This is a genomic window from Bremerella sp. JC817, from assembly GCF_040718835.1.
Classification (GTDB): Bacteria; Planctomycetota; Planctomycetia; order Pirellulales; family Pirellulaceae; genus Bremerella.
The window spans coordinates 738,317-763,348 of sequence record NZ_JBFEFG010000274.1 but is presented as its reverse complement, the minus strand read 5'-3'; the positions used below and the strand labels follow the sequence as shown (position 1 = coordinate 763,348).

17 protein-coding genes are annotated in these 25,032 nt (G+C 57.0%); 12 read left to right on the top strand and 5 right to left on the bottom strand.

Annotation, left to right across the window (positions count from 1 at the left end; translation table 11 throughout):
- Positions 1-95 precede the first annotated feature (95 nt).
- A complete protein-coding gene (gene gltX, locus AB1L30_RS17300) occupies positions 96-1,688 on the top strand; it encodes a glutamate--tRNA ligase (RefSeq protein ID WP_367014656.1) in 1,593 nt (530 codons plus the stop codon).
- Positions 1,689-1,696: 8 nt separating this feature from the next.
- Positions 1,697-2,917: a class I SAM-dependent rRNA methyltransferase gene (locus tag AB1L30_RS17295; RefSeq protein WP_367014655.1), complete on the top strand. Its 1,221-nt coding sequence runs from the start codon at positions 1,697-1,699 to the stop codon at positions 2,915-2,917.
- Positions 2,918-2,927: 10 nt separating this feature from the next.
- Here the strand turns inward: AB1L30_RS17295 and AB1L30_RS17290 are convergent, their stop codons facing one another.
- The gene (locus AB1L30_RS17290; protein WP_367014654.1) at positions 2,928-3,716 is read right to left on the bottom strand and encodes a hypothetical protein; all 789 of its coding nucleotides are present in this window, start codon (positions 3,714-3,716) and stop codon (positions 2,928-2,930) included.
- Positions 3,717-4,023: 307 nt separating this feature from the next.
- Between AB1L30_RS17290 and AB1L30_RS17285 the strand changes: the two genes are divergently transcribed.
- Positions 4,024-4,971 (top strand): isoaspartyl peptidase/L-asparaginase, encoded by a 948-nt coding sequence (locus AB1L30_RS17285; RefSeq protein WP_367014653.1) that lies wholly within the window; start codon positions 4,024-4,026, stop codon positions 4,969-4,971.
- On the opposite strand, the gene AB1L30_RS17280 is transcribed toward AB1L30_RS17285, so the two are convergent.
- Positions 4,968-7,925: a hypothetical protein gene (locus AB1L30_RS17280; protein ID WP_367014652.1), complete on the bottom strand. Its 2,958-nt coding sequence runs from the start codon at positions 7,923-7,925 to the stop codon at positions 4,968-4,970. The genes AB1L30_RS17285 and AB1L30_RS17280 overlap by 4 nt on opposite strands.
- 243 nt (positions 7,926-8,168) lie before the next feature.
- Between AB1L30_RS17280 and AB1L30_RS17275 the strand changes: the two genes are divergently transcribed.
- From AB1L30_RS17275 to AB1L30_RS17240, 8 genes are all read left to right on the top strand, one after another.
- Positions 8,169-9,071: a PfkB family carbohydrate kinase gene (locus AB1L30_RS17275; RefSeq protein ID WP_367014651.1), complete on the top strand. Its 903-nt coding sequence runs from the start codon at positions 8,169-8,171 to the stop codon at positions 9,069-9,071.
- A 32-nt stretch (positions 9,072-9,103) separates the two neighbouring features.
- Positions 9,104-9,676: an RNA 2',3'-cyclic phosphodiesterase gene (gene thpR, locus AB1L30_RS17270; RefSeq protein ID WP_367014650.1), complete on the top strand. Its 573-nt coding sequence runs from the start codon at positions 9,104-9,106 to the stop codon at positions 9,674-9,676.
- Positions 9,677-9,945: 269 nt separating this feature from the next.
- The gene (recA, locus tag AB1L30_RS17265; RefSeq protein WP_367014649.1) at positions 9,946-11,091 is read left to right on the top strand and encodes a recombinase RecA; all 1,146 of its coding nucleotides are present in this window, start codon (positions 9,946-9,948) and stop codon (positions 11,089-11,091) included.
- A gap of 258 nt (positions 11,092-11,349) precedes the next feature.
- On the top strand, positions 11,350-14,166 hold the full coding sequence (gene alaS, locus AB1L30_RS17260; protein WP_367014648.1) for an alanine--tRNA ligase: 2,817 nt from the start codon (positions 11,350-11,352) through the stop codon (positions 14,164-14,166).
- A gap of 203 nt (positions 14,167-14,369) precedes the next feature.
- Positions 14,370-14,588, top strand: coding sequence for a BON domain-containing protein (locus tag AB1L30_RS17255; protein WP_345086904.1), 219 nt, complete (start codon positions 14,370-14,372; stop codon positions 14,586-14,588).
- Positions 14,589-14,835: 247 nt separating this feature from the next.
- Positions 14,836-15,357 carry a thiol peroxidase gene (gene tpx / locus AB1L30_RS17250; RefSeq protein WP_367014647.1) on the top strand — a complete coding sequence of 174 codons (522 nt, stop codon included), beginning with the start codon at positions 14,836-14,838 and terminating at the stop codon, positions 15,355-15,357.
- Positions 15,358-15,447: 90 nt separating this feature from the next.
- Positions 15,448-16,950, top strand: a complete 1,503-nt coding sequence (locus AB1L30_RS17245; RefSeq protein WP_367014646.1) for a hypothetical protein — start codon at positions 15,448-15,450, stop codon at positions 16,948-16,950.
- Between the two features lie 160 nt (positions 16,951-17,110).
- Positions 17,111-18,520, top strand: coding sequence for an undecaprenyl-phosphate glucose phosphotransferase (locus AB1L30_RS17240; RefSeq protein WP_367014645.1), 1,410 nt, complete (start codon positions 17,111-17,113; stop codon positions 18,518-18,520).
- A 10-nt stretch (positions 18,521-18,530) separates the two neighbouring features.
- Here AB1L30_RS17240 and AB1L30_RS17235 read toward each other — a convergent pair whose 3' ends face one another.
- The gene (locus AB1L30_RS17235; protein WP_367014644.1) at positions 18,531-20,894 is read right to left on the bottom strand and encodes a PVC-type heme-binding CxxCH protein; all 2,364 of its coding nucleotides are present in this window, start codon (positions 20,892-20,894) and stop codon (positions 18,531-18,533) included.
- 244 nt (positions 20,895-21,138) lie between these two features.
- On the opposite strand from AB1L30_RS17235, the gene AB1L30_RS17230 reads away from it, so the two are divergent.
- Entirely contained in the window at positions 21,139-22,137 is a 999-nt protein-coding gene (locus AB1L30_RS17230) for a hypothetical protein (RefSeq protein WP_367014643.1), read from the top strand.
- 59 nt (positions 22,138-22,196) lie between these two features.
- Here the strand turns inward: AB1L30_RS17230 and AB1L30_RS17225 are convergent, their stop codons facing one another.
- Together AB1L30_RS17225 and solA are read right to left on the bottom strand one after the other, a co-directional pair.
- Positions 22,197-23,789 (bottom strand): Wzz/FepE/Etk N-terminal domain-containing protein, encoded by a 1,593-nt coding sequence (locus tag AB1L30_RS17225; protein WP_367014642.1) that lies wholly within the window; start codon positions 23,787-23,789, stop codon positions 22,197-22,199.
- 113 nt (positions 23,790-23,902) lie between these two features.
- Positions 23,903-25,030 carry an N-methyl-L-tryptophan oxidase gene (gene solA / locus AB1L30_RS17220; RefSeq protein WP_367014641.1) on the bottom strand — a complete coding sequence of 376 codons (1,128 nt, stop codon included), beginning with the start codon at positions 25,028-25,030 and terminating at the stop codon, positions 23,903-23,905.
- Positions 25,031-25,032: the final 2 nt, after the last annotated feature.

Genomic DNA, 25,032 nt, shown 5'->3' with positions numbered 1-25,032 from the left:
TAAGCTTAGGGATCGTTCGGGGCGTTTCCCACCTGACAAGGGGGAGACGCCGTTCGTCCATCGATACCCCAATCAAGGCGTACGCCCGCTAGATCATGGCAACAGTTCGTACCCGATTCGCCCCAAGTCCTACCGGTTATCTGCATATCGGTGGGGTTCGCTCCGCACTGTTTAATTGGCTGTTTGCCCGCAAGCATGGGGGACAGTTCATCCTGCGGATCGACGATACCGATCAGCAGCGCAACGTCGACGAAGCCCTCCAGCCGATCCTGGATGGTTTCCGCTGGCTGGGAATCGACTGGGACGAAGGCCCCGATGTTGGCGGTCCTTGCGAACCTTACTACCAGTCGCAGCGCCTCGAAAAGTACCAGGCCGCCGCGCAGAAGCTGATCGATGACGGCTTCGCCTACTACGACTATTCCACGCTGGAAGAAGTCAACGCCGAACGCGATCAGGCCACCTTCGATAAGCGACCGTTCCAGTACAGCCGCAACTGGATGGCCACCACGCCTGAAGAACGTGCCAAGTTCGAGGCCGAAGGACGCAGCTTTGTCGTGCGTCTGAAGATGCCGCGTGAAGGGGCCTGTCAGTTCACCGACGCGATCCGAGGCGATGTCTCGTTCGACTGGTCGAAAGAGAACGATCACGTCATCCAGCGTAGCGACGGCTCGTGCTTGTATCACCTGGCCAGCGTGGTCGATGACTACGATCTGAAGATCTCGCACGTGATCCGTGCCGAAGAACATCTGCCAAATACCCCGCGCCAGATCTTCATCGCCCAGTCGCTTGGTTACGAATTGCCGACCTATGCTCACTTGCCGTATGTGGCCGAGCCTGGCAGCAAGAACAAGCTGAGCAAACGTAAGCTTGAGAAGTACCTGAAGAACCCGGACTTCAAGCGAATCAACGAACATGGTCAGGACATCGCGGCCCGGATGGGCGTGCAGATGTCGGCCGAGACGTTCAATCCCGTGATCGTTGACTTCTACGAAGCGACCGGTTACTTGCCGTCCGCCATTCTGAACTACCTGGTGCTGCTCGGTTGGTCGCTGGACGACAAGACCGAAGACTTCACCGTTGAGCAGATGATCGAGCACTTCAGCCTCGAACGCGTCACGAAGGCTCCGGCCAGCTTCGATGCCAAGAAGCTGTGGGCGTTCCAGGATCGCCACATGCAGAATCTGTCGGTTGAAGAAAAGGCCGCCGGAATGATGCCGTACCTGCACAAGGCCGGTCTGGTCGCCGATCCGAACGCCGCTGGCGAAATGGATAAGTTGAAGCTGATCGTCGCCGCGTGCGGTGACCGCTTGAAGGTGATGGGCGACATCCTGGCTTACGCCGATTACTTCTACGTTGCCGACGACAAAATGGAAATGGACGAGAAAGGTTTCGCGAAGCGACTTTCCTCGCCCGAATCACAGGCCATCCTCACAACCTTCCGTCATCATCTGGACGGAGTCGAGGACTGGACGGTCGAACATCTCGACAAAGAAATGCATGCCTTCGTGGACGAGGCCGGCATCAAGATCGGCGACATCATTCATGGTGTTCGTTTGAGCGTGACCGGCAAGACCGTTGGCCCAGGCATGTTCGATTGCCTCGCTATTTTGGGCAAAGAGTCGTGTCTGCATCGCATGGATATGACTTTGCAACTTGCCGCTGAAAAATTCCCCGCTGAATCGGAATAACCCCCGCAATGCCCGAAGAAACGAGCTCGGTATCTTCCTCCATTCCTAAAGTGAAGCTGCGCCCCCGCAAGGCCCAGCCATTCTTCGGTCGCCACCCATGGGTTCGCGACAGTGGAATCGAAAAAGTGGAAGGGAAGGTCGAAGATGGCGATATGGTCCAATTGATCAGCGACAAAGATCGCTTCATCGCGTATGGGCTGATCAATCGGAACAGTCACCTGCGGGTTCGACTTTATTCGTGGGATCCGGAAGCAAAGCTGGACGATCGTTTTTGGAAGGCTCGTCTCGAACGTGCCATCCTGATGCGGCGCGAAATGGGTTTGCTGTCCGAAACGACCGGCTGCCGCCTCGTTTATAGCGAAGCGGACGGGCTGAGCGGCTTGATCGTCGAGCACTTTGCTGGCCACTTGATGATTCAAGTGACTTCGCTCGGCATGTATCGCCGGCTCGATTCGATCGTCACGATTCTGACCGACTTGATGGAGCCCAAAAGCATCTCGCTGCGTGGCGAAGCCGGCATTTTGAAGCTGGAAGGTCTGGAAGTTGAGTCGCGCCTTTTGGCCGGTCAATTGCCCGAAGAACCCATCACCATCGTCGAGAACGATCTGCACTACGAAGTCGATCTTTCGGAAGGGCAGAAGACCGGGTTCTATCTCGATCAACGAGACAACCGTCGGGTGGCTGCCCGGTACCTTCCCTCTGGGGCGAAGGTGCTGGATATGTTCTGCTACAGCGGTGGCTTCGCGTTGAATGCCGCCAAGCATGGTCAGGCCGCCTCGGTCCATGGCGTCGATGGCAGCGGACCAGCCGTTTCGGCAGCGCAGCGAAACGCTCAGCGAAATCAGCTCGACAACGTATCGTTCGAGAAGGCAGACTGCTTCGATTACTTGAAGGCACGTGTTGACGCCGGCGACAAGTACGACGCCATCGTGCTCGATCCGCCGAAGTTCACCAAAACGCGTCGTACGATCGACGAAGCACTGCGGGCCTATTTCCACATCAATCGTCACGCCACGCAGCTGCTGCGTCCCGGTGGCATCCTGGTGACCTGTAGCTGTAGTGGTAACGTGAGCCGCGACGAGTTCATGATGATGCTGCTAGGCGTCGCTCAGAAGTCAGGCCGCGATCTTCGCTTGTTGGAACAGCGTGGTGCCTCGCCCGATCACCCGGTCAGTGCGACCTGTCTGGAGAGCGAATACCTGAAGTGCTTCATCGCCAGCGTCGGCTAAGACCTGGCGACTAGCGGAATACCGAGAGGTTTCCGAATTGCCCGTGGTGATCGTCATCGGGCAGATCGTCCGATCGGCCTTCGCGCTCCGGCGGGCCGACATGCCGGCGAAGTTCTTCGACCAGAATCTTCCGGTCGCCCGGGGCCATGAAGACTTCGATCGGGCCGCGTCCGCGAATATCGAACGAAACCAGCGATGCGGCATCGTCCCAGACGCTATAGCTTTGGATGCGATTCCAGCGGCATGGATAAAAGCCGCCAATCATCATCCCTTCGTCATGCACTTCCAGATCGTGCCCTTTGACGTTCAAGAAGAACTGCACCAGCCACGGAATCGAGGCCAACGCGCCGAAGGTGGCCATCACCACGAACGGCGTGAATGTGACCTCGGCCTTCTCTTGGTTCTGCTGAAGAATTAGCGGAATCCACAGGACGAAAATAGCCACCGTGTGGAGTCCGCCTCCAAGGATCAAGTTGCGGTAGAGCGACGATTGAAAACCGTCGACGGTGAACTGCCACTCTCCAAGGCGGCCGGCGGCCAAATTCCGCCACGTCAGAATCAACGCGACAAAGCACAGATCGAGCGCCAATACCGAAACCAGCATTAGCAGGTAGGTGGTCGTTTCACTCGAAGAAACGTCTGTCGAGAAGAACAGCGGGGCGAAGGCTACGGCGACTGAAAGGCCAAGCACAATTCCGCCGATCCCGCGAAGCCATCTTGCCTGTCGCGAGGGGAGATCGGGATCCTGGTTAATGCGCAGATTTTCCGACGAGTCGGAATCGTCAAAGCGACTGGTCATGGGTGTTTCGTGAGGGGGCAAGGCGAACCATGATCGTCCTATTGCTGCCATGGGGCAGGCAAACGAGGTACGATCGCTTTATCATTTAAAACGAACGACAATCAGGCTCGGACGTCCACTTTCCATCTTGCGGGATCGGATGGCCCCGCAAAACGCCGCCTTGCAGAACGCGAGCCAACCGAACTTGGATCGAAGATCGGTGCCCGGCCAATCATATCAGGATCGTCCCCATCGCTGACCAAAAAAATGGTGAATTGAGGATTTTCCTAGACTCGTAATTATACCGCTACCCTGGCGACAAAGAACCATGAAAGTCATTGCCTCGCACAACGGTTTGGAAGCGACTCAACTTACGTGGCAACTGCTGCTTAAGAAGACACTTTTGCTGGACGCATGTGTCGAAGGTGTCGCCCTGGTCGAAGATGATCCGGATGAGCACACTGTGGGCTATGGTGGGCTTCCCGATGAGCAGGGAGAGGTCACTTTGGATGCAGCTGTGATGGATGGCCGCACCCATCGCGGCGGTTCGATCATCGGACTTCGCGAAGTCCGACATGTTTCGAAGCTGGCGTTGCGGCTGATGAAAGAATCGCGCCGCGTAATGCTGCAAGGGGACGGCGCATGCGAGTTCGCGCGGGCCTGTGGGTTCCCGAAAGAGAACCTGCTGACTGATAAGGCACGTAAATTGTGGCGACTTTGGAAACGCACCTACCAAAGCAATATGGAATGGCTGCCTCCACCCGCCGACGAAGAAACAAAAGCGTTGATGAAGATCTTGAACCGCTTCTATCAGCATCCCGCGGGAACGGTTCATCTGGCTGGGCAAGACGAACATGGAGACCTGGCTTGTGTTACATCGACCAGTGGGCACTGCTTCAAGACGAAAGGCCGCGTCGGCGATTCACCCATCTTCGGGGCCGGGCTGTATGTCGAAAACGACAAAGGGACCTGCGGCAGTCTCGGGCACGGAGAAGCCAATTTGTTGAACTGCTCCAGCTTTCTGGCAGTTCACTTGATGGGGCAGGGGATGTCACCACGCGATGCCGGGATGGAAGCAATGCAACAGGCCGCTCGCCATGCACCTCCGTTTGAGGTGGATGCTCTCGGCCGACCCAACTTCCATCTGCAGCTTTATCTGCTGGCGAAAGATGGAAGCCACGCCGGCGTTTGCATGCGGGGTGACTGGAAGTTCTCGGTCACCGATCAAAACGGAACGCGTCACGAAACCTGTGAGCCATTGTTTCGGGCCGACTAGTTTTCGCCGCGTTTCAACTTCTCCCAGTTCTTTGACAGCGGATGAGCGATCGTCAACACAGGTTGTCTGTTCGGTGCCTTGCCAATCACAAGGCCGGCGACCTGATGGTTCAAGTCGATCGCAATCGCCCCGACTTCACACTCGAACTTGTCGGGCATGGTCAAGATTTCGGTGGTCGAGGTATAGGTCATCGGCTGGCTGACATCCCAGTCGAGACCATCACCGGCTGCGTTGGGGTGCAGCAGCATGAAGGCAAACCGCGGATCGAAACGCTCCGCACCGGAAAGGTTATATTGCGCCCACTTACCATCCTGCTGGATGTTCTCGATCTGAATGAATCCGAGTCGTGATTCGGCATCGATTCCCCGCCGCTTGGCCGTGAACGTCTGGCCATCGAGACGAGTCAATTCGACCTTGGAACCTGTCTTCCAGTTGTCGTCCCCCAGCATCGCGAAGATCCCTTCGCCTTGATTCACCATCACGGCGGGGCGTTTCAACTCGGGCGAGAGTTGCACTTGTACAATCGCTTGCGGCAAACGCTGCAGCAGGTCTTCCGAACGCTTCTGCCAATCGTCCCAGTTGTTGTGATACGGAGGGATCGTCGTGAGGCAGTTGAATTGATACGGATGTGTTGACGCCAAGGCCAGGAAATGGTCCCAAATGGAAGAGCCTTCGCCGACCGATTGAATCGCGATGCCGGTGATCTCGACTTCGCCCAGGCTCGAAAACAGATCCGGCGTGACTTCGTGCCATTCTTCTTGGACTTTCTTCGGATCGAGCTCGATGATCCCTTTCGGAGCCTTGTTGGTTCCGACGGAGTAAATCACAGGGGACTCGGCGTCGTCGTTGTGCAGGAACCGAATCAGCCCGTGACCTTCGCCACGCTTCGAGAAGTTGAAACGGATCTGACGGAACTGGCCTGGCATCGGACGCTCGCGGATTTCCAGCGGAGGATCGAAGCTGGCAATCTGAATCCAGTCTCCACCGTCGGCTACTTCGATGGCTGGCCGGCTAACTAGTCGCAAGTCATTTCGCCACTTCACTTCGCCTGGCTCGCCATTCAACGTTGTCAGGGCATCGACTTCCACTTCGGTAGGTCGATCAAGGATTGGACGTATAAACGAAGGCTGCGTCAGGAAATGGATCCCACGCCAATCGACCGGAATATCGGCCGGGCCTGGCGACTGACTGATCTCGATGGTGACCTCGTGCCCTGCGAAAGGCAACATGTCGACCAGCAGCGGCGACGGTGTGTTGACGTAGTCGTGAACGTTGACGTTTTGCAAGCCTTTCGACAGAACCAGGATGCCATCGATCGTAACGTCGATGACCGGCTGATCGTTGCCATCGAACTTGGCCGTGACGATCTCGAGCCACCGTGTCTCGGGGGCGATATCGCGTCTCGTCGAGAGCTTCAGCGGCTGGTCCTTGGCGACAACGGTTGTTCGCCAGGATGGGGCCTCGTAGCTGTACTCGACGCGGCGGCGTGATGTTTGAAACTGCAGCTTTTCAGGATCGGAAGTGACCGTCCAATCTTTCCAGGCCAGGATTGCCTGGGGAGTTCGCTTGCGGATCTCGGCCAGGAGTTTCTCGCGATCCAACAGCAAACGTGGCTCGATCCAGTTGGTCATGTCGCGGATGTCGAACGGGTCGGCATCGGCAGGACGCCCTTCTTCGGCCATGTCCGCTTCCAGGATTAACTTTCCATCGGCTGGCACGTCGTTCCAGTTGATGTTGCCTAGTTCGACCCTCTTTTGCGAGCCGATGATCGGTTCCGATTGAAACTTCGGTTGGCTCTCCCACGAAACGAAGACTTTGCCACGGATGCAGCCGCGGTCTTTGGCGGCCTGATCGATCCCGACCGAACCACGGAGCCCCTTGGCCAAGGGGGGGAGCTCGAATGACATGCGGCTGGGAGCCATCACGCCGAAGTTCCAGCCGCTGATGTGATCGCCTGACTTGGCGGTGCCAGCGAGGACGCCACGATTCACACGAGCCGGAAACCCATTTCGCGAGAACATTGCCCCTGCGCGGCTCTCTTGATAAGGCAAGCGAAACAGAGGAATCTCGTCGATTGGCCAACTTCGTCGCATCCAAGTCGAACGACATTCGACCCAGATCGGATCGAGCGACCAGGCTGGCTGGATGCCGTGAATCCAGCGATCCGAGTTGTTGTTGTCGCCTCGCGAGTCAGCATCGATTCGCTGCACGCTCGTTGTCGCGACCAGGCCTTCTGAAGTTTCCCATTGGACCAATCGCATTCGATCGGCAGGATCGGTTTTGCCGCCAGGGAACAGAATGGCTAACTCGCGAAGTTGCGTCTCCCAGGGAGATTCGTCGGACAGATGAAGCTCGGCGATTTCATGGAACCCAAACGACATCCGTTCGCGACCGGAAAGCAAGTGGATTGCTCCGTCCGAGAAGCGAATGGCCCGGAAGCTGATCTCACGACCGTTGGTCAGATAGACGGTCGAAGGAACATAACGATCGACTAACGCGGGAATCTGTTGCCAGACGATTTTGCGAATGAAGTCGCGGCGGACACGCAGGTCGGTGCGGTATCGCGAGTCGGACGACTTGCGATACGAAAAGCTGGGAGTCAGCGTGAAGTGCTCGGGCTGGTCGGCCTGATATTCGATTCCTTCGGCCATGTAGCTGTCGGTATGGCCCGGCAGGCGGTCGCCAGACAGAAGTTCGATGTAGGCGTTGGGCATCTCGGCCGGACCGAGCGAACGGTCGATCATCCACCGTATGGGGTTGCCGCCATCGATCAGGCTTTGGCCAGCCAGTTGCGGCATTGCATTGCCGGAGTACCAGTTGCGCAAGACGTTGTCTTCGACCACGCGACCATCTTCCAGCAGCGCTACAAAGCGTTTTTCTTCATCCCCCAGGGCCACGGAAGTCAGCAGGCAACTGGCGAGCAAAAGGCAGAGCAGGGGAGTGCGAAAAGGCAATTTAACGACCTTTCAAGCGGGAAAGCGAGAATCGGGAAATGGCGCAACACCACAAGAAAATGACCGAGAGGCCCGTTTGGTTTCGTGCATCACGTTGCAGAAAGGACCGATTCCCTGATAATGAGGCGTTTTGCGAGGTTCATTATGCCCTGAAAGGGGCTTTCGGCCCAGCTTTGGGCGAAGAGCGTCGTGATTTGTGAAAATGAATTTCCAAAGCCTAAGCTAATTACGAAAGACGCCCCCATGTCACTCCTGGTCGTCGGATCCATCGCTTTCGATTCCATTCATACCCCTACCGAGGTTCGCGAGAACATCCTGGGTGGGTCGTCCGTGCACTTCTCGTACGCCGCTAGTTTCTTCAGCGGAGTTCGCATGGTCGGAGTCGTCGGTGAAGACTGGCAGGAAGAGCATACCCAACTGTTGACCGAACGGGGCATCGATACCTCGGGCATCGAGATCGAAGAAGGTGGCAAGACCTTCCGCTGGACCGGCAAATACCACTCGAACATGAACGACCGCGACACGCTGGAAGTTCACCTGAACGTGCTGGAAACGTTCAACCCAACATTGTCGGAAGAATCGAGCCGCTGCCCATTCGTCTTCCTGGCCAACGGTTCGCCGACGACCCAGTTGAAGGTGCTGGAGCAGATGACCGGGCCACGCCTGGTGGTGGCCGACACGATGGACCTGTGGATCGAAATCGAACGCGATCAGCTCAAGACGCTGCTCAGCCGAGTCGATGGCCTGGTGCTGAACGACAGCGAAGCCAAGCAGTTGACCGAAGAAGAAAACCTGGTTCGAGCCGGCCAGAAGGTCCTGGAAATGGGCCCGAAGTTCATCATCTTGAAGAAGGGTGAACATGGCGCAATGTTCTTCTCGAAGAACGAAACCTACGTGATGCCAGCCTTCCCAACGCCAGACGTGGTCGATCCGACCGGTGCCGGCGACAGCTTCGCAGGCGGCATGATGGGCTACCTGGCTCAGCAGAACAACTTCGACCCGAAGACGCTGAAAGAAGCGATGGCTTACGGCACCGTCGTGGCCAGCTTGATCGTCGAAGACTTCAGCTTGGACCGCCTGAAGGGTACCAACCGCGAAGAAATCGACAGCCGCTTCAACCAGTATCGCCAGATGCTGACGTTCTAGTTGTCCTGTTCCAAGAAGGGAGTCTCTCCGGCATGGAAGCGACTCGTTGTTTTCTGGCCGTGAGAATCTCGACGGACATTCGCCGCCGCGCCGAGAAGCTGATTAAAAAGCTCTCGGCGTCCGGGACGGATGTGAAATGGGTCGAGTCCGAGAATCTGCATATCACGACCAATTTTGTGGGCGATGTTACCAGCCAGGACCTGGTCGACATCTCGCGGACGACGATCGATGTCGCCAGTGCCCATGATCCGTTCGAACTCGAGATGGTCGGGGCCGGGGCTTTTCCTGATATCGAAAGTCCACGCACGCTGTGGGTGGGGGCCAGTCGAGGTGCCGAGCAACTCATTGCGTTGCAGGAAGATCTGACCGAGCAACTGGCCCAGGCCGGCTATCCACCTGATTCTCGCAAGAAGTATCATCCTCACCTGACGTTGGGCCGCCTAAAACGGTTCAACGAGTCGGTCGAAGGCCTGAAAGCCTTGCTCGCTGAAAACGAAGAGTTGCCGATGGGGGAGTGCAGTATTCGCGAAGTTTGCATTTTTGCTAGCAAGCTTGATCGAACCGGCCCCAAATACACCCTGATCGGGCGTGGCAAGCTCGGTTAGTCGTCGCCGTGGCTCTTATTCGCGACGAATTGGCTTTTTCTGAAAGCCTTATCTTGTAAGGCTTTTTGGCGAAATCTGGGATTCCGGAAATTTCTTTTCTGGGCTGGGACCTAACGTGTCCCGCGCTTCGCCGATCATTTTTTTCAGAAGCAAGCCAGAAACAAGATTGCATTCCTAGTGCAAACTTGTACACTGTTCATCTGTGCACTCGATACCGCAGGGCCCGCTTGCAGTGCCTTCGGTCATTCCGCATAAAGGAGCCCAACGAAATGGTCACGGTCGCAACCAAGAGCAACGGAAAAATGGCAGCCAAGAAAGCTAAGTCGTCCGGGAAGGACGTCTCGTCGAAAGGCGAAGATGCCAAGAAGGATGTGTTTGCTGGGAACACCACCCTGAAAACCACCCTGGCTCAGATCGAGAAGTCGTTTGGCGAAGGGGCGATCATGCCCCTGGGTAATAACCACAAGGCAATTGAAGGGATTCCGACAGGATCGCTTTCGCTCGACATGGCCTTGGGAGGCAGGGGAATTCCACGTGGTCGAATCATCGAGGTGTTCGGTCCGGAATCGAGTGGTAAGACGACCCTGGCGCTCCACTGCATCGCTCAGGCCCAAAAGTTGGGAGGGATCGCAGCCTTCGTCGACGCCGAACACGCACTGGATCCTAGCTGGGCCAAAAAGCTCGGAGTTCAGCTGGAAACATTGCTGGTCAGTCAGCCTTCCAGCGGTGAAGAGGCGATGCAGATCACCGAAATGCTGGTGAAATCGAACGCTGTCGATGTCATCGTTGTCGACTCGGTGGCCGCCCTGGTCCCCAAGGCGGAGCTCAATGGTGAAATCGGCGATTCGCACGTTGGTTTGCAGGCTCGTTTGATGAGCCAGTCGATGCGTAAGTTGACGGGTGCCATCTCCAAATCGAAGACCTGCGTGATCTTCATCAACCAGATCCGCGAAAAGGTGGGGGTGATGTTCGGCAGCCCCGAAACCACCCCAGGTGGCCGTGCCTTGAAGTTCTATTCTTCCTGCCGTATCGACGTCCGTCGAATCGGTCAGTTGAAGGATGGCGAAGACGTGGTCGGTCAGCGTGTCCGTACGAAGATCGTCAAGAACAAGGTCGCTCCTCCGTTCCGCGTTGCCGAGTTCGACATGATGCACAAAGATGGCATCAGCTACGAAGGGGACGTGCTCGATCTGGGGCTCAATCACAAGATTGTTGCCCGCAGCGGGGCCTGGTTCCGCTATGGCGACATGCAGTTGGGTCAAGGGAAAGAAAAGGCCCGGGTGTTCCTGGTTGAGAATCCTGAAATCACCGAAGAGATCAAGCAGAAGGTGATGGATGTGATGGAGCCGAGCATCGGGCCGGTTTCTGCTTCCGAAGATGACAGCGACGGCGAAATGCCGGAAGATGATCTTTAATCCCCCCGAATCCCCCCGGGATTTGAATTAGCTTGCAACCGAAACAGGGTTCCGAGGTCGGCTGTCTCTGCACAGAGGGATGGCCGGCCTTGTTTTCGTTCTTGGAGGGACGCCGAATCGGGGCCGTCAGTCACCTTTGCCCAGATTCGCAAAGAACCTAGAATGAAGGACTTGTGTCCCAATGATTGGGGGAAACGAGTTCCGCGGCCGAAGGAAGCAGCGGGACCCCAGACCATCGAACACTGAAAATTGATCCCAATGAAAACCGACGAACTACGCGAGAAGTACCTCAGCTTTTTCGAGACCAAAGGACACACCCGTCGCCCGAGCGACGTTTTGGTTCCCACCTGGGATCCGTCAGTTCTGTTCACGCCGGCCGGGATGAACCAGTTCAAAGATCACTTTCTGGGACGCGTGAAGCTCGACTTCACCCGGGCAACGACCTGTCAGAAATGTCTGCGAACCGGCGATATCGACAACGTCGGTCGTACGGCCTATCACCACACGTTCTTTGAAATGCTGGGCAACTTCAGCTTTGGCGATTACTTCAAAGAAGAAGCGATCCACTGGGCGTGGGAATTTCTGACCGACAAGAAGTGGCTGGCGTTGAACCCCGACCAGTTGAGCGTGACCGTCTATAAAGACGACGACGAAGCCGCCAATATCTGGCACGAAAAGATCGGTCTGCCGTTCAGCCGGATCGAACGTCTCGACGAAGACGAAAACTTCTGGCCTGCCAGCGCTCCGAGCGAAGGACCCGACGGCGTTTGCGGTCCGTGCAGTGAAATCTATTTCACGCCGAAGGATGGCAAGAAGGTCGAAATCTGGAACCTCGTGTTCACGCAGTTCAACCGTGTCGGCGATCCACCGAACAACCTGGAACCGCTCCCGAGCAAGAACATTGACACCGGCATGGGGCTCGAGCGTACTGCGGCCACGTTGCAGGGTGTCACCACCAACTATCACATCGACATCTTGCGACCTATCGTCGAAGCCGCAGGCGAAATCTGTGGCGTGAAGTACGATCCGGACTCGGACAATGGTCGCCGCCTGCGTCGTATCACCGACCACATCCGCGCTTGTACCATGGCCGTTCACGAGAACGTCTACCCAGGTGCGAATAAAGAGAAGTACGTCATCCGCCGCTTGCTGCGACGTGCGGTGCTCGATGGTCACCAGATGGGCATGCACCACGCGTTCGCCTATCAACTGGTCGACAAAATCGTCGAGATGATGAAGGCTCCTTACCCTGACCTGCAAGACTCGGTCACCCGCGTTAAGAGCGTGATCAAGAGCGAAGAAGAGAACTTCCTCCACTCGCTCGATGACGGGATTGCCCGCAGCGAAAAGATCTTCGCTGGCATGCGTTCCGCCAGCCGTACTGTCGTCAGTGGTGACGAAGCGGCTGAACTGTATCAGACCTTCGGATTCCCACCGGAACTCTTTGAACAAGTCGCCATTGAACATGGCTTCACGTTTGACTGGGCTGGCTACAAAGACGCCATGGTCGCGTTCGGTGAACGCTCTGGCGGCGAACAGGTCAAACTGTTCGAAACCGGTCCGATCGAATCGCTGAAGAACTCGGTCCGTTCGACCGAATTCATCGGCTACGAAACCGATTCGACCGAAGTCGAAGTGAGGGGGATCGTGGTCGGCGCTGAAGGGGACGAAGAGTCGAAGCTGGTCGACGATTTCGACAAGATTGGCCCAGAGCACGAACTGATTGTCGTGATCAACAAGACCCCGTTTTACGGCGAGTCGGGCGGTCAGATCGGCGATACCGGTCGCATTTACTCGAGCGATTTCGAGTTTGTCGTGACCGACACCCAGAAAGACAGCGACTTGTTCCTGCATGTCGGCTATCTGGCCAAAGGCAAGATCTCGACCGAGGCAACCGCGACCGCGGAAGTCGATACCAACCGCCGTGCCGCGATCAAACGAGCTCACTCGGCCACGCACATTCTGCATCATGCCTTGCAGAAGACGCTCGGTTCGCACGCCCAACAGCAGGGCTCGAAGGTGGAAGACGACTTGCTGCGATTCGACTTCACGAACATGGAGCCGATTGCTCTCGATCAGTTAACGGTCATCGAATCGGACGTGAACGAGAAGGTCACCGATGGCGGCCTGGTGAAGTGGGAAACCGTTCCACTGGTCAAGGCTCGCGAACTGGGAGCGATGATGCTCTTCGGCGAGAAGTACCCCGATCCGGTCCGCATGGTCACCATGGGTGATTTCAGCCGCGAACTGTGTGGCGGTACTCACCTGACCGATACCAAGCAGGTTGGCGCCTTTGAGGTGATCAGCGAAGAAAGCGTATCCGCCGGCGTGCGTCGTATCATCGCCCTCACCGGTGAGAAGGCGAAGGAATACCGCGTCAAAGTCGACCAGACTTTGAGCGAAATGGCCAGCACTCTCGGCTGCAGCGTTAACGATGTACCGGAAGCGGTGAAGCATATCACCGGCTATGTCCGCGACTTGAAGAAAGCGGTCAACGGCAGTGGTAAGGCTCCCGATGCTCCGACTGCGGTCGCTACGTCGAGCAAGGCAGACGTCGATTACTTCCATCGCAAAGAGATGCTGAAGGAATCGGCTCGTCAGTTGAATTCGCCACTGTTCGAGTCGGCTGAACGCGTGAAGACGTTGTTCGCGGAAATCGAAAAGCTGAAGCACCAACTGACCGAACGTGAAAAGTCAGGCACGCTGACCGGCGACGACCTGCTGGCCAAGTCGAGCACTGTCGGCGACGTCTCGGTGGTGGTGGCGGAAGTCCCAGGGGCCAACGCTAACCTGATGCGTCAGTTGATCGATCAGATCCGCAAAAGCACCTCGTCTTCGGCCGTCATGCTGTTTGCAGCCGCGGACGAAGGAAAGGTGACCATCGTGGCTGGACTCAGCAAAACGCTGACCGACAAGGGCTTGAAGGCCGGCGACTGGGTCAAGGAACCTGCCGCACTGGTCGGTGGCTCTGGCGGTGGTCGTCCCGACATGGCTCAGGCCGGCGGTAAAGACGCCGCTCAGATTCCTTCCGCCATGGAAAAGGCCGAAGAGCTGGCCAAGAGCTTGTTCGCTTAGATGAATCGATCGGGTGTCACGTTCTGTCGTGGCACCCTTCTTCTGGTGCGGTAATCGGTACAGTCGGTTCAATCGGCACTGCTTTGCATCGGTTTTCCTACGGGGACGTTAAATTCGTCCAGGCTTTCCGCAGGGGACTCCGATAGCAGTGATAGCACTCAAGCTAATATCCCGATCTCAGAACCAACCCCGAGGCACCCGTGATGCAAGACGTGACCGCGATTGCCAGCACTGTTCATCAGGCCCTTTCGGCCAACCCTCACTTCCCCAGCCGCCATCTTCAGGTGGAAGGAAGCGAAGGTCGCGTGATCTTGAAGGGTCGCGTGGGCAGCTATTTCCAAAAGCAGATGGCCCAAGAGGCCGTTCGCCGCGTCGATGGCGTGCATGAAGTTGAAAATCAACTGGAAGTCGATTGGCTCTAATTGGTCCGCCTCCAACGGACAAAGATTTTGGCCAGCGATCCATTTCCATAACAAAAAGCCGCCGGGTGCACGCCGGGCGGCTTTTTTCGTTTCTTGGACGTCGGCAGAGGACGGCATTCGCGCTGCAAATCCCCCGAAACGGGCACGCCCTCTTTAATCACCCGAAGCGGCGCGGCACAATGCGGTTTCGTTACCAAACCGAAGATGTGCCTTTCGGCACCCTGATTTTCATGTAGAAGGAAATTTCATGAGCCGCCCCGCAGCGATTACGTTCAAAGGCAACCCGATGACCCTGGTTGGCGAAGAAGTCCAAGTGGGCCAAGCTGCCCCTGACTTCAAGCTGCACGCATTTGGTCCTCAGGGCCTGACCGCGATCACCGTATCCGACCTGAAGGGTAAGCCCAGCATTTTGAGCGTGGTTCCTTCGCTCGATACCGGTGTCTGCCAGGTTCAGACCAAGAAGTTCAACGAAAGCCTCGGCGAAATGGGCGATTCGATCAACGCCCTGACGATCAGCTTGGACCTGCCTTTCGCCCAGAATCGCTTCTGCGGTGCTGAAAACATCACCAACATCAAGCAGTACAGCGATTACCAGGAACGCAGCTTCGGTAACAACTGGGGCATGCTGATCGACGAACTGAAACTGCTGGCCCGTGGCACATTTGTGCTCGATAGCGAAGGCAAAGTCGTCTACGCTGAAACCTGTAAGGAAGTCACCGAAGAGCCCAACTACGACGCTGCCCTGGCCGCGCTGAAGTCGCTCCTCTAAATATCCGGCCGATGCTCCTCGTCTCCGTTTCGGGCGAGGAGCCATGGCTCGCGGCGGCAAGCTGGTTTTCTTTTTTCCGGATGTCACGCCATGAACTGGATCCGTAAACACTGGGGTAAGGTTCTTCTGGCTGGCGGCTCCTTCGTGGGCTTGCTGGTTGTTCTGGTTATTGCCGCCCCCACCTTGATTAGCTACGGTCCAGTCCGAAACTTTCTGTTGCACCAACTATTCAATGGTAAGGAAGTCGACGTGTCGGTCGGCTCGGTTTCCGTTGGTTGGTTTACGCCCACCGAGATCACCAATCTGAAGGTGACGCAAAACAGCGGTAAGTATGACATCGGGGTCCCACGCATCTCGAACGATGTCACGCTTTTCCATTTGCTGAAGCAGCCTCGGCAGTTGGGCAATCTCAAGATCGAGAGTCCCCTGATCGAGATTGAGCTTCCTTCCGAAGAGGCCGACCTGGCGAACGATGGCCCCGCCGAAGCTCCCTCACTCGATAAAGAAAAAGTCCAAGCCGCGCTGCAGCGGACCATTGATGTCGCGGTGACCGATGCCACCGTCCGAGTGAGCAAGCCAGGGGCTACGCAGCCATGGGGCTTCGACAAGATTGGTTTCCTGGCTCAGCTACGCCCAGGCCAGACCGATGCGGAAGGCCCCACCATCCTGATTCCCCGGGCCACGCTGATGGATCATCAACAGATGACCCAAGCGATGTGCGACGACATGCTGAAGTTTGTCGCTCCGGTTGTGACCGGGGTGACGAAGGTGAACGGCGATATTTCCCTTTCGCTGGAAGACATACAGGTCCCACTGGCAGACCACCAAAATGCGGTTGGCAAGGGCAAGCTGGTGATTCACAAAGCTCAGCTGACAGGCACTCCGCTAGTGCAAAAGATTACCGAATTCGTTGGGCTTGGCCCATCGGTCGATGTCTTTTCCGACTGCACGATCAACTTCGAGCTCGCGGATAAACAGGTCTATCATGAAGGCCTCGATTTCGGAATTGGCAACCTGCGGGTACGAACGCATGGCTATGTCGGCCTCGATAAATCACTGAATCTGATCGCCGAAATTCCGATTCCGCTGAACCCGACCGAAGGGCTCGAAGAAGGGGAGTTGCCGCTTCCGTTCTTGACGGCGCTACGAGGCAAGACGATCGAGATCCCGATCACCGGTACGCTTGATCACCCGATCATCGACAAACGGCGATTCGGAAATTCGCTGATGACGACAGCCGAGTCAACGCTGCAAGACCTGCTGAAGAGTGACGAATTCAAGCTCGACTTCGAGGGCGAAGATGGTGAACTCGACCTGGAAGGGGTGATGGGAATGGCAGGGGCATTGTTGAAAGGAACCGCGGGCGAAGGTGGCTTGCTCGACCTGATGCGCGAACGTCGCCAGGCCAATCAGGACACCCCATCGCCGTCCGATCCGGCAGGTACAGATCAGGAAGAGACTCCGCGGAAGGGATTGTTTCGTCGCTTAAGAGAACGGAGCCAGGAAGAACCGGCGCCGAAACAACTGGAACTTCCTCCTCCGCCAGAGACGCTTCCGCCGCAGATCGATCTGGAAGGCGCGATCGACATCTAATCGTAGTCGCGACAATCGCTACGACTGCTACGATCGTTTCCACGGCTCACACGATCTGAATTCTGCTTGGCGCATGCTTCGCTCGGCGAAGGGGCTTAACCTATATTTGCCTGGTTTTCTTTTTCGGCCGGCGAGTCCGCCCTGCTGCCAGGCAACATTGATGAGCAATCCACTTCGACAGATCCAACACAAATCGACCCTGCTCGACGGTATCTACCGCGTAGCGGATGCCGCCGCCATTTTGTTTGGCCTGGTCTTGGCCGTCATGAGCGCCGGCGAAACTCCGGCTGGCGATCATCAACTGGCAGGCGTGGTCGCCTTGGCGATCTATTACGTCGTGGCCGAATTCACCGGCGTCTATCGCAACTGGCGTGGTGTTTCGACCGAACGCGAAATCAGTTGCGGTGCGTTGACCTGGGCAATTTCGCTCGGGCTGCTCGTTGTTTCGGCGACTGTCGTTCACTACGAACATCCGCTGCATCGCTACACGCTGGTGTGGTGGTTCTTGATTACGCCACTCTTGCTGACCGTTTCGCGCATGATCATTCGTACCGTGCTGCGATGGATGCTTGCCAGCGGATTGAATCAGCATGGCGTGGCGATTGTTGGCGTGAACGAGCTTGGCATTCAGCTGGCTGAAAATATCCGCGATACCCCGGACCTCGGCATGCGTGTGGCTGGCTTCTACGACGATCGCCCTAGCGAACGATTGCCTGCCATTCCGGCTAACCTCGGCATGCGGATTGGCAACCTGAACGATCTGGTCGAGGCGGCTCGTCGGGGCGAAGTTCATCGAATCTATATCACGTTTCCGATGCGTGCCGAGACACGAATTCGCAACGTGCTGAATCACCTGGGCGATACGACCGCCTCGGTTTATATCGTGCCGGACTTCTTCGTGTTCGAGATTTTACACTCGCGCTGGTCCGATATCCGCGGACTGCCGGTGGTTAGTGTTTACGAAAACCCTTTGCTCGGCGTCGATGGAATCTTGAAGCGGGTGAGCGATATCATCCTGGCGTCATTCGTGCTGCTGTTGCTTTCGATTCCGATGGCACTGGTCGCCCTGGCCGTCAAGCTGACCTCGAAGGGCCCAGTCTTCTTCCGTCAGCGACGTTATGGTTTGGACGGCCAGGAAATTCTGGTGTGGAAATTCCGCAGCATGACCGTCTGTGAAGATGGCCCAAACGTGAAACAGGCGCAGAAGAACGACAGTCGACTCACACCGATTGGCGGGTTCCTGCGGAAGAGCTCGATCGACGAACTACCGCAGTTGTTCAACGTGATCGGTGGAACGATGTCGTTGGTGGGACCTCGGCCCCATGCTTCGGCCCACAACGAACAATATCGCAAACTGATCCATCACTACATGCTGCGGCACAAGGTGAAGCCTGGGATTACCGGGCTGGCCCAGGTTCGCGGCTGGCGTGGCGAAACCGACACCGTCGAAAAGATGGAACGTCGCGTTCAATGCGATCACGAATACATCCGCACGTGGAGCATCTGGCTCGACCTGCGAATCTTGTTCGAAACGGTCTTTGTCGTGCTGGGACGCAAAAACGCGTACTAAAGCAGCTGGCTTACGACTGCGGTGTCGCCAGCAGGAAGGCGATCAGGTCACGCATTTCTTCCGGCGTCAGCACTTGCTGGAAGCCGGCAGGCATGATCGACTTGTCCGAGTCCTTTTCTTCTTCGATCGAGGTGGGTTCCAACTCGAATCGTTGACCGGCCGTGTCGACAAAGAGCCGCTTTTCGTTCACCTTCGGATCGGTAATCGGATAGCCAATGTGCAAGCGGCCGTCATCGGTCAGCACCACCTTGGGAACGTACATCGGAGCGATCTCGCGGCTCGGCTGCAGGATCGATTCCAGCAGTTTCTTCTTCGTCATTCGCTGACCGATGTAAGTCAGGTCGGGCCCGACATCGGCGCCACTTCCATCAAAGCGGTGGCAACGAATGCAGTAGCCACCTTGCGAAGAAAGAAACGTTCGCCGACCAGCCGCTACGTCTCCTACGCCTGCGATTCGCGTCAACCATTGATCGAGGTCGTCTGGCGGCGTTGGGTTGGCAACCATTTCGGAATCCAACGTGCGTTTTGCTTCTCGCTGCACGACCTCATTAGAATCTTGGCTCAATATTTCGAGCTGCTTCTGGAACTGGTCGGCATGATCTGATAAGCCGACGATCGCCATCGCACGTAGTTCTGGCGAACGTTTTCGGTCCATGGCAATCGCTTCGGCCAGCTTCTCGGCCTCGGAACCGCCACGAAGGTAGATCGATTGCATCGCCTGCTGAGCAAGTTCCGCCGACGCGCTGTCGACGAGCGCACGAATCTCTTCTAGCTTCAGTTGATTGCCACCGGGGACGATCAACTTCAGAGCCAACGTCCGCAGTTCGGCCGACTGCTTCTCGTCGCGAACGATGTCGGCCAGCATGCGCTGCTCGACAATATCGTTCTTTCCGCCTGCGTTGCCCGACTCCAGCCACGAAATGGTACTGAGCAACACCGGAAACTCACGAACGGTCGGTGTGGCTACCTTCAATCGCTGCTGCAAGTCAGGCAGGAACTCGGTTCGCTTCTGATCGGCGATCCAGCGCATCGCATACATCCGAACACGATCGTCCTGATCGTTGAGCGCCTTTCGTAGCTGCTGCGGATTCGTCTCCGGGAACGTCGCTTCCTGGTTCCAGTGAATGGCTTCGAGCACGCCGAGCCGCTGGGTACCGGTCGGCACCGAAGTCCAGTCGATGCCGGCCAGCATTTCTGGGTTTTGCGAAAGCCCATACGTGGCGGCCTGCCGTAGGAAAGGATCGTCGGAGTCGAGTGCCGCGAGGGTTGGTTCCTGACGCAACTTGGCGGCTTGCTGCTCTTCCGCGGAAAGCGGGAGGGGAGTGTCGGTCGGCGGCGACCCTTTCCACGAAAGCCGCCAGATGGCACCTTTGCCATGGACCGGATAACTACGATCGACCCAGTCCGTGAAATAGAGCGAGCCATCCGGAGCGACCGCGAAATCGACCGGGCGAAAGTTGTGATCGCCTTGAACGACGGTCTGTGGTGTGGCTTGCACGCCAGCGCCGTTATGGCCAAGACGGAACGTTTCAACGCGATGGTCGCCCCAACTGCTGCCCCAAAGTTCACCGTGGTACCACAGCACGCCGCTGGGTGCTTCGCCCGTTCCGGCAACCATCGGCAATGTGCCCGGCAGTTCGCCATTCCAGGCCTGTAGCGGATGCACGCCGGTGCGACCGTAGCGGAATTGATAGCCATAGTCGCCCCCAGGAACAATTTGCAGCAAGCGACATGGTGGGCGGCTGTCTGGATCATTGTCGACCATGAACAAGCGGCCTGAGGGATCGAAGATCATACCGAACGGATTCCAAACACCGGTAGCGAGGCGTTCCAGTCCCGAGCCATCCATGCGGCAACGATAAATCGTGCCTCCTTCGCCTCCGCCAGAAAGCTTCGCGCCATCGCTCCCCACCAAGGCGTACGGTTCGCCAAGGTTCTCGCCCAGACCGAAGTACAAAAAACCATCCGGACCAAAGGCGATGCCGGCCAGGCCGTTGTGGGGATAGCGTCCTGCCGTTTCCAAGTGAGCGATTTCGTCTCGCTTGTCGGCAACTTTGTCACCGTTGGTGTCGCGTAGTCGAAAGACTTCCATGCGTGTGGCAACGTAGATCGAACCATCACTGGCGGCGACCAGACTCATCGTCGCTTCGGTTCCTTCGTAAAACGTGCTCCAGGTATCGAGCTTGCCATCGTTATCGGTATCGGCGAAGCGGCGGATGCGATCCGTGGGCGGGCCTTGGTAATCGGCCTGGCGATGATGCGTGTGCGATTCGATCACCAGCAAGTCCCCATGCTGGTCGAATGTGATTCCGATTGGCGTGACGATCTCGGGCTGCTGCGCAATTTGTTCCAGTTGAAAACGTGGGTCGAGCACCTTAGGGGTTCCGGCCGTCGCGGAGCGAAACGGTATCAGAAAAATCGCACAGCAAAAAGCAATCCAACAGAAGCGATTCATGCGGAAACCTTCGGGGAAGAGCAGGTTGGGGAGGGATGGGGGCAGGGATCGAGTTTTTCGCCCGAATTGCCACTGGCCAAACGGTGCATTGAGCCTCGGTTTCGATTATAAACGAAGGGACTCACAACTTCCCACCTCCCCAATCCCCACCAGGAATTTCTCAATGATTGCCAGGAATCTGTGGACTGCTCTGATCGCGATGGTGATTCTGCCCTGTTCGATGGTCTCGGCGAACGAGTCGGTGCTTTCTTTCGACGGCGGCGAAGGTCACGGCAAAGGGAAGAAGATCGTTCTGATCAGTGGTGACGAAGAATATCGTTCGGAAGAAGCGTTGCCGATGCTGGCGAAGATCTTGTCGCAGCATCACGGCTTTCAGTGCACCGTCTTGTTTGCGATCAACCCGGAAGATGGCACCATCGATCCCAACAACCAGACCAACATTCCTGGCATGGAAGCGCTGAAGGATGCTGACCTTTGCATCTTGATGACGCGTTTCCGAAACTTGCCGGAAGCCGACATGCAGATCTTGGACGACTACCTGAAGGCTGGCAAGCCGATCATTGGTATCCGCACTTCCACCCATGCGTTCAACATTCCGAAGGACGCCAAGTTCGGCAACTACAGTTGGAGCAACAACGGCGGCTTTGGCAAGAAGGTGCTGGGCGAAACCTGGGTGAACCATCATGGCCGCCACAAGGGAGAAAGTACCCGGGGTGTGATCAACGAAGCCGAGAAAGACAATCCAATCCTCAGTGGTGTCGACGATGTCTGGGGACCGACCGATGTCTATGGGATTCGTTCGTTGCCCGACGATGCCAAGGTGCTGATGTACGGTGCCGTGCTAACCGGGATGAAGCCAGAAGACAAGCCGCTGGAAGGTGCCAAGAACGATCCCATGATGCCAATCGTCTGGACGATGCCTTACCAGTGGGAAGGTGGCAAGCAAGGGACGTCGGTCTGCAGCACGTTTGGAAGTGCGATCGACTTCGTCAACGAAGATGGACGCCGCTTGATCGTGAACGCGGCTTATGACCTGGTGGGCTTGGAAGACAAGATCACGCCCGATCTCGATGTGACGATCGTGGGCGATTACGAGCCAAGCTTCTATGGCTTCAACGCGTTCCAGAAAGGGCTGAAGCCAGCCGACTTCCAGGGTAAATAACTATCGCCCCGACAGATTTGTTTCACCATGAAAGCCAGTTGCAATCGCGACTGGCTTTTTTATTTCGCTCGGCGATCGTCTGGCGTTGGCACACCACGGCGATCGAGGCCGCTGCGTCGGTCGATTTCGGGATAGGTTGCCTGAGGAACCTGATCGGTGGCTCGGCGTCCGCGAGAAGCTCCATTGGCATTCTGCGCTGGAGGAGCCTGTTGAGGAGGTGCACTCCCTGCACGGCGATCACCACCGGCAGGCGTCGTGGTGTCGGTCGAGCGACGTCCCCACAAACGATCGGTCCAGCGGCGACCCTGACCGTTTTCTGGCGGAGCCAACAAGACCACCAGGCCAATGCCCAGTGCCAGCCCACCCAACAAGCCGGTGCCGGCGATGACGGTCTTGCCAGGTCCCAGCGGGTTTTCGCCGGTCGTTGGCAAGTCGATGCGAGTAATCAGGCTCGAAGTTTCCGAAGCGAGTTTATTCGCCTTCGCGTCGGCCAGTTGTTCGTGAGCGGCGCGAAGCACCTGCGAGCATTTCTCAACGTCAGCAACCAGGTTGGCGTAGGTCGCACGAATCGAAGCCAACGCATCGAGGCGTTTACGGACATCTTCTTCCTGCGAACTGATCGACTTGATCTGGGTCTGCTGAAGCTTGATGTCGGCTTGAACGCCACGGACCGCGATCGAAAGCTCGTCACGTAGTTTGTTACGCACTTCTTCTTCGGAAGCCATCGCCGATTGCACCTGCGGATGGTCCTTGCTCATCTTGCCCATCAGCTGCGACGTGCGAAGTTGAGCGTCGACCAGGCCATCTTTCAAGCGACGGAGGGCAGGCTGGCTTTCGAGCAATGCGTTAGGCGTCGCGATCAATTGTTCAGGGTCGCTTTGGGCTTCCTGCAGGATCTTGAGTTGTTCCTGAAGCTTGGCGAGATCCGATTCGCCATCGCGGATCTGCTGCTTGATTTGGTTCCACGAGTTTCGCAGATTGCCATCGCCTGAGGTGGCATCGTTCAGGCTGCGAAGTTCACCCAGATCGCTACCGACTTGGGTTTCTTGAGCCTTCAACGCTAATGTCGACTTATCAAGTTCCTGCTGAGCAAGTTTCTCGGCATCTTTCAATTCATCGATCACGCTATCGGCACGTCTATTACGAATGTCCTTCAGGGCCTTGTCGAGTTCTGTGCAAAGCGCCGAGGTCAACTGAATGGCTCGTTCGCGATTGTCGGACACGACCGACAGATGCAAAACTTCGGTCGTGCCGAACTCGGCGCCGTTGGGTGGGCTGACCGAAACGTTCTTGCGGAGACTTTCGATATCGCTAAGCGATGGCCAGGTGCCATGGCTGGAATGATTCGGAGCAGGGCCGACCTTTTGCAATGTGGCTTCCAGGACGGCCTGGTTACGGGCCACTTCGACCACCATTTCCTGCGCTGCTTTCAGGGTATCGTTGCTGTCGAAACGTCCCTGGCCGCTGAGCTGACCGGCGGCTTCGTCACGCAGAACGACCGACTGGGTCGCCTTCCATTCATCTGGCTTGATCAACGCATAGGTAGCGGCCAGCAGGAAACAACCAACGGCCACCGGGACCCACAGCTTCCATTGAGCGCGAAGCAATTGAATATATTGTTGGGCCTGACGAGGCAACTGAAGCTGGCTCATGATGACTTCCGAGTGCAGATTGCAGCGGTTGTGACGATTGTCCGAGGTCTGCGCTGTGGCGCAATAAGACGTGTAAGCAACTCTAGGTTGTCGTTACGAGCGCGGGGGCCGAATTACGAGAATCGGTTTGGCGAAAGAAAGCCGATCGGCGAGGCCGTTTGGCCGGTCGTGGCCAGGTCGCAAAGAATCTGCCCCAAGGCAGACGCAAACTTGAATCCGTGTCCCGAGAGCCCTGCCGCGAAATGCAGGCCCGATTGCTCCGGATGCGAGCCAACCAGGAAGTGTTGGTCGGGTGTCATCGTATACATGCAGGCCGCATGGCGTGTCAGGTTCCTCGAAAGCTGCGGCATGCAGGTTTGCACGAACTCTTCGACCGATTGACGATCGGCGATGTCTTCGGTCTGCGAATGGGCTTGCGCAGAAGCGATCGTTTCGCCTCCATCGTGCCGGGCCAGCTTCACACCCTGCGCATCGATCTGAGGAAATCCATAATAGATCCCATGCGCCGTTTCGAAGAGAAACACCGGGAATGAAGCCTCGGTGGTGTAATGCGGAACCTGATTGTCAAACCAGTAAAGCTGCTTGCGGAAGATCGTCAGCGGGACGTTTAAGTCGGCGAGCAGTTGTTGCGCCCATGCCCCTCCGCAAACCACCAACTGCTTCGCGTGGGTTGGCCCGGAGGCGGTCTGTAGGACGAACTCGTCCGCTTCCTTATCCCAGGCATGAACCGGGCAATTGGTCGCCATCTCGGCACCAAGTTGAACGGCCAATTTCAGGTAGGCATCGATGCACTCGGACACCAGCAGATAGCCAGCGTTGCGCTCGAGGAGGCCGACACAGTTCTCGGGTGGAACCAGGCCGGGAAATGCCTTCGAGATCTCTTCGTGCGAAAACGAGTCGATCGCCAGTTGATGCTGCTCGGCACTTTTGCGGACGCCGGCAATCACTTCGCCTGATTCGGGACCGATCTGCAAGACACCGGTCGGGAAGTAAAGCGTGCGGCCGCTGGCCGCTTCTAATTCGTACCAGGCCTGGTACGACTGACGGAGCAGGGGGACATAGTCTGGGTGCTCGAAGTAGGCCATCCGAATCACCCGGGTTTGGCCGTGCGAGCTACCCAGCGAATGCGGAGGTGCGAACCGGTCGAGACCGATCACACGGGCACCACTCTTCGCCAAATGGTACAGCGCCGAACTTCCGACGCCGCCGATTCCGATCACCGCAACGTCGTATGTGGTCATAC